The sequence below is a fragment of the Paenibacillus sp. FSL R7-0189 genome (genome assembly GCF_037969925.1).
Classification (GTDB): Bacteria; Bacillota; Bacilli; order Paenibacillales; family Paenibacillaceae; genus Paenibacillus_AQ; species Paenibacillus_AQ odorifer.
Genome location: NZ_CP150223.1, coordinates 4,799,063 through 4,812,282 on the forward strand (window position 1 = coordinate 4,799,063; position 13,220 = coordinate 4,812,282).

The following is a 13,220-nucleotide window of genomic DNA, read 5'->3' on the forward strand; positions in this document are numbered from 1 at the left end:
TTGCATAAAAAAGAGCTTAAATCAGTATTCATGAATGGATTAAGATCAGTGCATGATTAGAAGGTAACTGTGGAGGTGGAATGTCTGTGGGAGCGGAACGGGTTAGAATTCAGAGAGAGACATTAAGTGAAACAGCATCGCTGCTTTCCCAACTGAAAGATTTAATGCGCCACTGGCGCGATGAGAGCGCTGAACGAATATATGAAGATTTACAAAATAAAGAGGGTGGGAATGAACTGACCCTTGCTTTTTGTGGGCATTTTTCGGCAGGGAAATCCAGCATGATTAATCTTTTATGCGGCAGCTCAGTGTTGCCCTCCGGACCTGTGCCGACTAGTGCCAATATTGTTTCAATCCGCAGCGGGACTCCACGAGTGCTTATCTATCCAAGGGTTGAGGGAAGTGAAAATGAACCTGACCCTGTAGAGACAACACCAGAAAGATTACAGGAATATTGTCGAAATGGCGGAGAATATTCCGCTATTGAAGTCTGGAATGAGATTCCTCTTCTAGGGAAGCATGGTGTTCTATTGGATACACCTGGCGTGGATTCGACGGATGATGGCCACCAGGCGGCCACTCGTTCCGCGCTGCATTTAGCTGATGTCGTCTTTTATGTTATGGATTATAACCATGTACAGTCAGAGAATAATTTAGCATTTGCCAAAAATCTTAGTGACTGGGGCAAACCGCTCTATCTTATTGTTAATCAGATAGACAAGCACAGAGAACAAGAAATTTCCATTGAAGAATATAAACGCCAGCTTGAAAATGCTTTTGAGCAGTGGGGGATTCATTGTGCGGGGATTCTGTTTACCTCACTCAAAATGAAAGAGCACCCACTGAATCATTGGGATAATCTGCAGAACCTTATAACAGAGCTGTTGGAGCACAGGGAACAATTGCTTCAATATAGCTTGTCACGTTCCATTCATCATACAGCAGATTCTTCGCTAACCGCGTTCCGTGAAGACCAGCAGGAGGAACGGGAAACTTTTTTAGCTGAGCTAGAGGGTGCAGCGGTTACAGTTGTGATGGAAGAGCTGAAATCGCTGGAAGAAGAGAAGGCACTGCTTGAGGAGCTGCCTCAGCAATCACGAGCTAGCCTGCGAAGTGATCTTGATGCCTTACTCAATAATGCTAACTTAATGCCTGCGGATGTTAGAGAGGCGGCAGGGAGCTATGTGGAGAGTGTCAGCCCAGGCTTCCGCTTAGGTTTGTTCTCTACAGCCGGACGGCGGGAGAAGGAACAAGACAAACGACTGGATGCCTGGCAAGGATTACTGGTCCGAGAGGTTTCCGCACAGCTGGAATGGCATCTGATTCAGCTGGTACGTCAATGGGCGGAGAATCTCGGACTGTGGGCAGAGGAGGCAGAGACGACTCTGAAGCAAGGGTTCCCGGCGGTGAGCCAGGAATGGCTGGCGGCTGCAGTTAAGCCGGGAACGGGGTATAGCGGCGAGGCGCTGCTCAATTTCTGCCGCACACTTGCGGCAGATCTGAAGAGCCAATTCCGCCGCGCTGCGCTGTTAGTTGGCGATGAGCTGCTGGAGAAGCTGCCATCGCTTATCGAGGAGCAGCGCGCGGAACTCCAGCGCCGCGAACAGGCCCTTACGCGGCAGGCGAGCGCTGCCCGCGCGCTAGCCGCCCTGGACCGCGCGGCTGACGCCCGCGCGCACGAGCTAGCGGCGCTGCTGCCGCCGCGCCGGACCCTCACCCCCGGCATCCTGCCGGAGGTGAAGGTCACCCTGCGTGCGGCTGCGCAGAGCGCCGCACCGCGGGAGACCCAGCCGCGCGAACGCGCCGCGGCTGGAAGTGCCGCCGCCGCAAGCTGGGCGGCGGGAACGGCTTCGCCGGCGGGCGGACGCCGCCGGCTCTCGGCAGCCGCTGACGCGCTGGCGGCTGCGGCAGAGCTGCTGCGCCGCGAGCCAGCGATGGCATCGGCGGCGCGCAGTCTGGCCGCACGGGCGGAGGATCTCGCCGGCGGCCGCTTTACCCTTGCGCTGTTCGGTGCGTTCAGCGCAGGCAAATCTTCCTTCGCCAACGCTTTGCTCGGCGAAGAAGTGCTGCCCGTGTCGCCACACCCTGCCACGGCCGCAGTTAACCGCATATTGGCGCCGGAAGGAGACTTCCGCCATGCCAGCGCGGTTGTAACGATGAAGAGCATGGCGGATTTCTGGGATGACATCTGCCATTCCTTCAGCGTGCTGCAGCTTGGAGAGCCGCAACAGGATACGTGGACAGCAGTACTTGCGAACCTGCCAACACGGGGAATCCACCCCTCTGCGCTGCCGCATGCAGGATTTCTAAGAGCCGCAGCATCCGGTTGGGCTGAAGCGGAGCCGTTGCTAGGAACGGTGCGGACGGTTGATTTGGAAGAATATCGAAACCTAGTTGCGGAAGAGACCCGAGCTTGCTTTGTGCAAGGGATTGACCTCTATTATGCCTGTCCTTTGACTGAGAGCGGGATTGTGCTCGTAGATACACCAGGAGCAGATTCACTGCATGCACGTCACACTGGCGTAACCTTTAGTTACATGAAAAATGCGGATGCGATCTGTTTTGTGACCTATTATAACCACGCTTTTTCGAAGGCGGATCGCGGCCTCTTGGCCCAGCTGGGCCGCATTAAAGACAGCTTTGCTCTCGATAAAATGTTCTTTATTATTAATGCCTCCGATCTCGCTTCAAGCGAAGAAGAACTAGATGAGGTTAAAGCACATGTCGTTCAAAATCTGCGTGCCGGAGGTTTGCGGTCTCCGAGAATCTATGCTTTGTCCAGCTTGCTTGCTCTAGAAGCTAAAACTCAACATAATCACGATCTTTATGGAACCTCCCGCTTCAATGAATTTGAGCAAGCATTATCCAGCTTTGCTGGTGATGAGCTTCCTCAGCTTTCACTTAACGCAGCTGCTGAGAGTATCGCATCGGTTCGGCGCCGGGCTGAGGAATGGCAGAATCTGGCTTCCAAGGCGGCGGGCGAGCGTGAAGCCGGGTTAAAAGAACTGCAGGAACGGCGTCAGTTCGCCATGAAGCGGTTGTCTCTTTTGGAGACTGAGGAACGTCCTAGCAGAGATCTTATTCACGAAAGTGAAGAACTGATCTATCATGTGTGCCAGCGGATTAGCTTCTCCTTCAATAGAAATTTTCAGGAATCTTTTCATCCCTCCTTACTGCGTGAGGATGCAGGGAATTTAAAAGCCATTTTCTCTGCCTGTGGTGCCGAACTAATGCGTACTACTCAGCGCGAGCTTGAGCAAGAGCTATGGGCAACAACGCTGCGGCTAGAGAGCACGGGACGCAGGCTTGTTCATGAAGCTGCTGAAGCGGCAGCTACAGAGCTACTCTTTTCCACGGAGGAATTTCATCTTATGGAGAATGAGGAGCAGGCTTGGCCATCTCCTAAGGGTCTGGAATGCCAGCTTCAGCCTGTGCAGTGGTCCGCTTTATGGGGCCATTTCAAATCCCCGCGTTATTTCTTTGAGGGAACTGGGCGGGAATTGGTCAAAGGTGCGGCAGAGCCGCTTTTGAAAGAAGCGGTTAATCTTGCAGCGGCAGTGCAGAAGGAAAAATTAATTGCTCATTACGTCGAGAATATCAGCAGAGAATTAAAATCTGCTGCCGAAAGCCTGCAAGAAGGGCTTGCGGAGCAAGAGAAAGCGATGTTAGATCTCCTTAAAGGGGGTGAGACTGCAGATCATTGGGGCCAAATAAGCCACCAATTATCACGTCTAGAACAAACTTTCGTTGATAAAGTCGACAAAGTTCTGTGAAGTTTGTAGGAAAATGTCGAAGAACACTTGCAATCTGGCGTATGATGGATGAAAATAAAGAAGCCTGAAAATATACAATGAAACTGTTACGTTTTCTGAAATTCATAAAAACGAGACAGTCAATTTGCCGAAAGAGGTTGGAATCGACAATGTGGGGAGCTCCTTTTTCAGCTCAAAGCCGCAAGCTGTTGCTGCTGGGCAGCGGGGAACTGGGTAAGGAAGTCATAATTGAAGCTCAACGCCTTGGCGTAGAGACCGTAGCTGTAGACCGTTATACCGATGCACCGGCGATGGGTGTAGCTCATCGTTCACATGTAATTGATATGCTGGATGCAGAGGCGCTGAAAGCGCTGATTCGCTCTGAGAAACCGGATGTCATTGTTCCGGAGATTGAGGCAATTGCCACTCATGCTCTTCAAGAGCTTGAAGAAGAAGGCTTTTTCGTTGTTCCGACGGCGCGGGCGGCTCGGCTGACCATGGATAGAGAAGGGATTCGTCGTCTTGCGGCTGAAGACCTTAGACTGCCAACCGCTGATTACCGTTTTGCGGATAGTCTGGAAGAGCTGCAACAAGCTATAGCCGAGCTAGGCACTCCATGTGTCATTAAGCCGATTATGAGTTCTTCTGGCAAGGGTCAGAGCGTATGCAAAAGCCCTGAGGATGCAGAAAACTGCTGGAACACTGCTTTGGATGGAGCGAGAGCTAAAGGAACACGGGTTATCGTGGAGGCTTTTGTTACTTTTGAGAGCGAGATTACTCTTTTGACGGTGCGTTCTGTGTCTGGTACGGTATTTTGTCCACCTATTGGACATATTCAGAAGGATGGAGATTACGTGGAATCCTGGCAGCCTCACTTTATGAAGCCAGAGCTGCTTGAAGAAGCGCAATCTATTGCAAAAGCAGTAACGGATCAGCTCGGAGGTTTCGGTATTTTTGGAGTGGAACTTTTTTTGACAGATCGAGGCGTATTGTTCAGTGAAGTGTCACCTAGACCCCATGATACGGGGATGGTCACGATGGCTACGCAGGATTTATCTCAATTTGCAGTGCATGTCAGAGCTATTCTTGGTTTTCCTGTCCAGTCAGTACAATTGCTGACACCCGGTGCCTCAGCTACGCTGAAGGCTGATGGAGAAGGACGAGCCTTTGCTGTGACCGGAATTAGTGAAGCTTTGGAACTGTCCAGGACTCAGGTTCGCGTATTTGGTAAACCGGAAGTTCGTCCTGGTCGGCGGATGGCAGTAGCGTTAAGTGCGGCGGAAGATGTGGAAATCGCGCGGACGATAGCCAAGCAGGCGGCGTCTATGCTAAAAGTGGAGGTATATGAGGATGAACAGTAGTACCATGGCACCTGTACTGGAAATTCGCAAATGCGGCTTGAATGATCTGGAGAGAGTTACAGCGCTTCTGCGGGAATTCGGCTATCCAACAACGCTAAGCGTGATGAAAGAGAGACTGGAAAGCATGGAGAACAGCAATCTCCAATGCACACTTGTAGCAGAGCTGAACAATGAAGTTGTGGGTATGATCGGCCTTAGACAGGTAAGCTCGTATTACAAACAGACAGATTGTATCACTGAGATTACTGCACTTATCGTATCAGAAGAACTCAGAGGAAACGGACTCGGTAAAAGACTTGTGGCCGCAGCAGAAGAATGGGCACGTGAGCAAGGTTGCTGTCAGCTTTTCCTTAGAAGTGGCAACCGCGTAGAACGCGCACCGGCACATGCTTTTTATCGTCATATCGGTTTCGAAAAGACAGCAGGCTATCGCTTTAACAAAGCGTTGCTATAATACTTATAGGTTACCGATCATCCCCATCCCAGCTACGGCGGGATGGTTTTTTTTTGCTCTGGGACTCTTTTTTTATATGTATTTAATATATTAATACCTAAAACTATTTAAATAACTTAACCATAGATGGATTGGTTTGAATCATATACAATAAAATTTATGACATCTAAAACGTTTCCAAAGAGGGATGAGACATGTATAAGTTAGTTCTTGCTGAAGATGAAGAAGACGTTAGGGAAGGCGTTATCGGGCAGATTGACTGGGAGCGTTACGGATTTGAGATTGTTGAGCAGGCGGAGAATGGACGGGAAGCTGCGGATGCCATAGACCGTTTGCTGCCGGATGTGGTAGTTACCGATATCCAAATGCCTTTTATGAATGGACTTCAGCTGGCTGAATGGATTCGTAGTCATCATCCTAACACTAAGATTATCATTTTGACTGGGTATGATGAATTTGAATATGCTCAGAAGGCGATAAAATTGCAAATTGATGAGTATATTTTGAAACCGTTCTCTTCGCAGGAATTAATTGAAGTATTGCTTAAGGTTAGAGCCACTATCGAGGCTGAAATTGCAGAAAAAGAAAATGTATTTGTACTCAGTGAGCATTACCGGAAAAGTCTGCCTGTGTTAAGGGAGCAATTTTTATCGTCCCTTATTTCGCGTAGATTGCGTACGGATGAAATTGCTGAGAAAAGCACTGAATATGGCATAAAATTAACGGGACGGTGGTTTCAGGCTTCGGTAATTAGTGTGGATTATATTCGTCCTGAGCGGGAATCTGCTGGGGGTGCAACAGGCAGGCAAATTTCTTTACGAGACACTGGTGAAAAGAATTTACAGCTATTCGCTGTGCTGAATATTGCTGAAGAAATATGCTCGAAGCATGGTTTTGGAAGGGTGTTTATTCATCGTGATGAGGTCGTATTGCTCACAATCCATGAAGAAGGGGAAGAAACTGATATCACTGGAAAGACTTTTGAGCTTCTTGAAGAAATCCGCCAGAACGTACAGCGTTTTCTGAAGCTGACGGTAACGGCAGGCTCCGGAACGGTCTGTTCATCGCCTGCTTTGTTATTTAATTCTTTTGGGGATGCCTTGCAGGCATTAGATTATCGGCTTATTCTCGGCAATAACCGGGTGATCTGGATTGAGGACGTTGAGTCACGTTCCAGCACACTGCTAACCTATGATGAACTAACCCAGCAATCCTTAATCCGGACGATTAAACTAGGTACGGTGCAAGAACTTAAAGAGGTTGTTGAGGAGTTATTTGCCGGTCTTGACGCAGAGCAGGTGTCTACACAGGATTATCAGATTTTTTTGCTGGAGATTTTTACATCTATCCTGCGAGTGGCTAAAGAATCCGGCAGTGAAGCTGCAAAGTATATTGGTTCTGGCATTTCGTCGCTAACTGCCATCAATAAATTTAATAGTATGGCCGAAGCCAAGCAATGGATTATTGCAGTCTGTAGCGGTTTGATGGATACGATTGCATTAGAACGTCAATCTTCCTATAAGCTGCTTATTGATGAAGCTAAAGAATATATACGCAGCCACTATGTTGAATCTGATATTTCCATCGGCAAGGTTTGTCAGCATTTACATATAAGTACCGGCTATTTTAGCAGTATTTTTAAGAAGGAAATGAAAATGACATTCGTTAGTTATCTTTTGCAAATTAGGTTAGAGGCAGCCAAGGAACTTTTGCGGTCCACAGAGCTAAAGGCTTTTGAAATCGCAGAAAAAATAGGTTTTGCCGATCCTAACTATTTCAGCTTTTGTTTCCGCAAAAAATATGGCCAATCTCCTAAAGAGTATAAAAACAGCTCCAGAGGAGGGTAAAGATGCTGAAGGATAAACCATATTCCTTTCCTCTAAGACCGCAGCATCCCAAAGGCGGAAAACGTCGGTTGTCCTCCAAGCTCCGAAGCATTCAAGTTACGATTACACTCACTTTTACATCTGTTGCCGTGCTAGTAGCTGTCGTTGTCAGTCTTATGCTGTACAACAAGTTTGCCAAGACCGCAGAAGAGAATGCCAATATGAATATGCAGCAGATCATTGAGCAAGTGAATTACAATCTGGGTCTTTATGTTAAGGGAATGCGCAATATTTTTGAGACAGCGGAGGAGCAGATTACGAATAGCCCTTCCGTGGATTCCGCTTTATTGACGGAAAGAATGGCTATGCTAATGGGGAGCAGAGAGGATCTGGTCTCGGCGGCTGTTTTTACACCACAGGGGAAATATGTCGTGGGTACACCCGGTCAGAAGCTGCGCAGCAACACACAGCTGGAGACTCAGAGCTGGTTTACGACGGCGCAAAGAACATCAGAGCTCTCCTATTCCGCACCTCATATTCAGAATTTATTCAAAGGTCAATATATCTGGGTCGTGTCTATCAGCAAATTAATTCAATATAAGGAGAACGGAGTCTTAAAAACCGGCATCCTGCTGATGGATTTTAACTTTCGAACCATTGATGAGCTGAGCAAGCAGGTTAAGCTTGGCAAAAGAGGATACGCTTACATCCTCGATCAGCTAGGAAATATTGTGTACCATCCCCAGCAGCAGCTGATTTACGCTGGCTTAAAATATGAGAATGTGGAGCCAGTACTGGAATATGCTTTTCGTAGCTATTTGGATGAGTCTACGGGTGAAAAACGTTTTATCACCGTAAGGACACTGGAACAGACAGGCTGGAAGATCGTGGGCGTGGCTTATTACGATGAGATTGTAACCACCAAACGTGATCTAAACACTTTTTTATCCTGGTTTTTAGCGGTAGTCATTTTATGCGTAATTATTGTATCCGTCTTTTTGTCTGCACGTATTGCCCGCCCTATCCGCAAGCTGGAACGGACGCTTCAGCAGGTGGGCGAAGGAGATCTCAACACTCGAATAGATGTCAGCGGGGCGTATGAGGTGGAACAGCTGTCCAAACGGTTTAACCTTATGCTGCAACGTATCCGCCAACTGATGGATCAGATTATTTATGAACAGGAAACCAAACGTAAAGGTGAGCTTGAAGTGCTGCAATCCCAGATCAATCCGCACTTTCTGTACAATACCCTGAATTCTGTGATCCGGCTCGCTGAACGCGGCAAGACTGAGGAGGTAGTCACGATGATTCAGTCCTTATCGAAGTTTTTCCGGATTAGCCTTAGTAAAGGGAATAATATGATTACCGTGCAGGAAGAGCTTGATCATGTTCGTCATTACCTTGTGATTCAGAGCTTTCGGTTCAAAAATAAGTTCCGCTACGAGATCGAGGCTCAGGATGAAGTGCTGCAGTGTCAGACTATTAAGCTAATTTTACAACCTATTGTGGAGAATGCCCTGTATCACGGGATTGAAATGATGCCTGATGAAGGTTTTATTTCGATCCAAGCGGAGCTGAAGGATGATCTTGTCATCATCCGCATTCGTGATAATGGACTGGGTATGTCCGAGGAGACTATGAAGGTTCTTTTAACTGGCGGCAGTAAGAGTATGCATGGCTCCGGGGTAGGCGTTAGAAATGTTAACGAGCGTATTGAGCTGTATTATGGGCGTGATTATGGTCTTTCTTTTGAAAGTGAAATTGAAGAAGGCACTACGGTTACTCTTATCTTCCCGGCACTCGCAGCAGGCGAGGGCAATCCTGGACATGAGGAGGATGAGACATCGGTATGAGAATCGTTCGTTTTTGGCTAACCCTGCTGGTATGTGTGGTGTTATGGACCACGATCACGTCTTGTTTTAATTCGGCACCTAATTATATCAATACGAACAAAACCCGCAATATTCATCTTATTGTGAAAATGAACAAAGGCGACTATTGGAATACAGTTAGATTGGGTGCAGAAGCCGCGGCACAGGAATTTAATGTGAAACTAACGTTCAAAGCTCCGAATGCTGAGAGCGATATTGCGGAACAGGTCAGAATGGTTGAAGACTCCATAAAAGAGAAGGCGGACGTAATTATTTTAGCTGCCAGTAGCTACATGGGACTTGCACAAGTAGTCGATCGGGCGGCATATTCCAAGATTCCCGTATTGTCTGTGGATGCAGAAGTCGGTTCGGCCAGAGTAAGAGCCTATGTGGGTTCAAACGGCTATGAAGCAGGACAAAAGTCTGCAGAAAGACTCATTCAGCTGCTAAATGGATACGGGGAGGTCGGCATCATTAACTTCACAAATTCATCTTTGGGGGCGGAGCAGGAGTCTTCAAACGGCATTGAATATGGTGCAAGAGATGCAGAGGAACGGGAAAAGGGATTTCTAAATTACGCTGCCCGATATCCGAACATACAGGTAGTAGAGATTTCTTATACCACTTCGAGTATTAGTGATGCTGAAGAGCTGACACGGTTAATGCTGCTGAAACATCCAAATCTTCGCGGGATCGCCAGCTTGAATGAGACAGCTTCACAAGGGGCGGCAAAAGCTATCCAGAGCCGAGGGCTGCATAATATTAAAATGGTTGCGTTCGACAGCTCCCCGTCAATGATGGAGTTGCTGCAGGAGGGGACGGTTCAAGCGACCGTAATCCAAAATCCTTTTAGTAACGGGTATTTAGCCGTAAAACATGCCGTTGAGGTAATCGAAGGAATGGATGTTCCTGAACGTGTCGATACGGGCACTAAACTCATTGATTTGGACAATATGCTGTGGCCTGAGAATCAAAAATTGTTATTTCCCTTCGTCAGATAGTGGACGGGTTATTTTTGAAAAGACGAATGCCATCCTTAAAATGGGAGGTATTCGTTTTTTGGGTTCAGTAGAATTTTTATAAAAGTGAGTAGGATTTTATATTCGAAACCGTTTTCACCTAAGGCATAATATGGATGTGCCCGAGAGAATTCGGGGTTAAACCAAAAAAAAGAAGTATAAACAGGAGGTCAATGAATAATGAAAAAAATCACTTCCGTTCTTTTAGCAAGCGCAATACTGGGTGCCGCTCTGGCAGGCTGTGGCAATAGCAACAATAATGCAGACAGTGGTAAAGCTACCAATGCTCCAAAAACTGAAAATGCGGGTTCTTCCACTGAATCGCCAAAAGTAGGGGTAGCCATTTACAAATTTGACGATACCTTCATGACAGGTGTTCGGAACGCAATCGACACTGCTGCCAAAGGCATTGCTACTGTAGATATCGTAGATAGCCAAAATTCTCAACCCACACAAAATGACAAAGTTGACTTGTTCATCACCAAAAAATATAAAGGCATGCTGATCAATCCGGTTGATCGTACTGCGGCTGGCGTTATTATCGAAAAAGCAAAAGCGGCAAATATTCCGGTGGTCTTCCTGAACCGCGAGCCGCTGCCAGAAGATATGAAGAAATGGGATAAGGTTTATTATGTAGGCGCTAAAGCGGAAGAATCCGGAACTATGTCCGGTCAACTGATCGTGGACTACTGGAAGGCACATCCTGAAGCGGATAAAAACGGCGACGGTGTCCTCCAATACGTTATGCTAAAAGGCGAACCGGGGCACCAAGACGCTGAGCTTCGTACTACTTACTCCATCCAAGCAATTGAAGATGCCGGCATCAAGGTAGAAAAGCTGGCTGAAGATACTGCGATGTGGGACCGCGTAAAAGGGCAAGAAAAAATGGCAGCCTTCCTTGGCTCCCATGGCGACAAAATTGAAGCTGTGCTTGCGAACAACGACGATATGGCTCTCGGTGCAATCGAAGCTCTGAAAGCTTCAGGTTACTTCACGGGTGATAAATTTATGCCGGTAGTAGGTGTAGATGCTACTGCTCCTGCGATTCAAGCGCTGCAAGATGGAACGATGCTTGGTACCGTGCTGAATGATGCGAACAACCAAGGTAAAGCTGCGATCACAGTTGCTGCTCTGCTTGCTAAAGGAGAAACACCTACAAAAGATAACGTAGGCTTTGATATCACAGACAACCAATACGTGTGGATTTCCTATAAAAAGATCACCAAAGATAATATCGATGACGCCAAATAATAACGCTCTAATCTAGATGGAATTCATGATCATATAGCAGCAACGGGGAGCGGATATTCGCTCCTCGGATTTCTTTCAGGCAGGGAACAGGATGAAACCGCTGTGCCTCTCATGAAAAAAGAAAAAAGCGTAGGGGGCGTAACAACATGGAAAAAGCTGAGTTTTTGCTAGAAATGAATGACATTACTAAAGAATTCCCCGGCGTCAAAGCGCTGGATGCAGTTAGTTTAAAGGTCAGACCAGGTTCGGTGCATGCCCTTATGGGCGAGAATGGTGCGGGTAAGTCCACTTTAATGAAATGTCTCTTTGGTATTTATTCACCGGATGCCGGTGAGATTTTTTTGGAGGGTGAGAAGACCTCTATCGGAAGCTCAAATGACGCTTTGAAAAATGGGATATCCATGATTCACCAGGAGCTGCATCCCGTGCCGTTCCGAAGTGTGATGGAGAATATCTGGTTAGGACGTTTCCCAACCAAAGGGATTGGACCTTTTCAGTTTGTTGACCATAAGAAAATGTACACTGACACGGAGAATTTGTTTAAAGATCTGGATATCGATCTGAATCCCGAGACATTAGTGGGTAAGCTGTCTGTATCCAAAATCCAATCCATTGAAATTGCGAAGGCTGTCTCTTTTCACTCCCGCGTTATTGTAATGGATGAACCTACTTCCTCCCTGACCAGTGTGGAGGTGGAGCATTTATTTCGGATCATACGGGATCTTAGGAGTAGAGGCGTAGCTATTATTTATATATCTCACAAAATGGAAGAGATTCTCGAAATTTCTGACGAAGTTACCATTATGCGGGACGGGAAAAAAATCGGAACCTGGCCAGCGTCGGAATTGACCACAGATCTTATCATTTCCAAAATGGTTGGCCGCGACTTGACCAATCGTTTCCCAGAACGCTTTAACGTACCTGGCGAAGTATATATGAAGGTGGAAGGATTAACCTCCCCTGAAGAAAGATCGTTTAAAGATGTTTCTTTTGAATTAAGACGAGGTGAGGTTTTAGGGATTGGTGGTCTGGTAGGCGCTCAGAGAACAGAGGTTATTGAAGCATTATTCGGCCTGCGGGCTATTAAATCGGGGACGATTTCTATCGATGGTAAGCGCATTCATATCCATTCTCCCAAGGATGCTAAGAAACACGGAATGGCCTTGCTTACCGAGGAACGGCGTGTCACTGGTATTTTTCCAGTCTTGTCTGTTCATGAAAATGGCGCAATCGCTAATCTGCATCGATACCAGAAACTACTACTTTTACTAGATGGAAAAAAGAAAAAAGAAGAAGTCGATAAAATGATTGAAAAATTACGGACCAAAACTCCAACAACCAAAACGCTGATCATGAATCTTTCTGGTGGTAATCAGCAAAAGGTGCTTCTCGCCAGATGGCTTCTAACCGAGCCCGAAATCCTGCTTCTGGACGAGCCGACTCGCGGTATCGACGTAGGGGCTAAATTCGAGATTTATTCGATTATTGCCGACTTGGCGCAGCAAGGGAAAAGCATCATTATGATCTCCTCAGAAATGCCGGAGCTGCTCGGAATGTCTGACCGTGTAATGGTCATGTCGGAAGGTAAGCTTACCGGAATACTAGAAGGCGGGCAAGCTACGGAAACCGAAGTTATGCGGCTCGCTGCACAGCATTAGGATAGGATTTCAATGATAGTTTTGCTGG

At 47.2% G+C, this 13,220-nt stretch carries 8 protein-coding genes; all 8 read left to right on the plus strand.

From position 1 onward, the window contains the following. The first annotated feature begins 86 nt into the window (after nt 1-86). The 8 genes from MKY63_RS20915 (at nt 87) to MKY63_RS20950 (ending at nt 13,192) form a co-directional block, all read left to right on the plus strand. Complete coding sequence (locus MKY63_RS20915; RefSeq protein ID WP_339809764.1) at nt 87-3,773, plus strand: dynamin family protein; 3,687 nt, start codon at nt 87-89, stop codon at nt 3,771-3,773. Between the two features lie 149 nt (nt 3,774-3,922). Next, nucleotides 3,923-5,113 carry a formate-dependent phosphoribosylglycinamide formyltransferase gene (purT, locus tag MKY63_RS20920; protein WP_076274746.1) on the plus strand — a complete coding sequence of 397 codons (1,191 nt, stop codon included), beginning with the start codon at nt 3,923-3,925 and terminating at the stop codon, nt 5,111-5,113. Continuing rightward, nucleotides 5,103-5,567, plus strand: coding sequence for a GNAT family N-acetyltransferase (locus MKY63_RS20925; RefSeq protein WP_232061416.1), 465 nt, complete (start codon nt 5,103-5,105; stop codon nt 5,565-5,567). Before purT ends, MKY63_RS20925 begins: the two co-directional genes overlap by 11 nt. Nucleotides 5,568-5,761: 194 nt before the next feature. Further along, entirely contained in the window at nt 5,762-7,414 is a 1,653-nt protein-coding gene (locus MKY63_RS20930) for a response regulator (RefSeq protein WP_076274745.1), read from the plus strand. A gap of 2 nt (nt 7,415-7,416) precedes the next feature. Beyond that, on the plus strand, nt 7,417-9,246 hold the full coding sequence (locus MKY63_RS20935; protein ID WP_081383399.1) for a sensor histidine kinase: 1,830 nt from the start codon (nt 7,417-7,419) through the stop codon (nt 9,244-9,246). Further along, a complete protein-coding gene (locus tag MKY63_RS20940) occupies nt 9,243-10,265 on the plus strand; it encodes a substrate-binding domain-containing protein (RefSeq protein WP_036685687.1) in 1,023 nt (340 codons plus the stop codon). The genes MKY63_RS20935 and MKY63_RS20940 overlap by 4 nt, the downstream gene beginning before the upstream one ends. Before the next feature lie 198 nt (nt 10,266-10,463). Further along, a complete protein-coding gene (locus MKY63_RS20945; protein ID WP_143759021.1) occupies nt 10,464-11,534 on the plus strand; it encodes a galactose ABC transporter substrate-binding protein in 1,071 nt (356 codons plus the stop codon). A 146-nt stretch (nt 11,535-11,680) separates the two neighbouring features. After that, nucleotides 11,681-13,192, plus strand: a complete 1,512-nt coding sequence (locus MKY63_RS20950; protein WP_076274744.1) for a sugar ABC transporter ATP-binding protein — start codon at nt 11,681-11,683, stop codon at nt 13,190-13,192. Nucleotides 13,193-13,220: the final 28 nt, after the last annotated feature.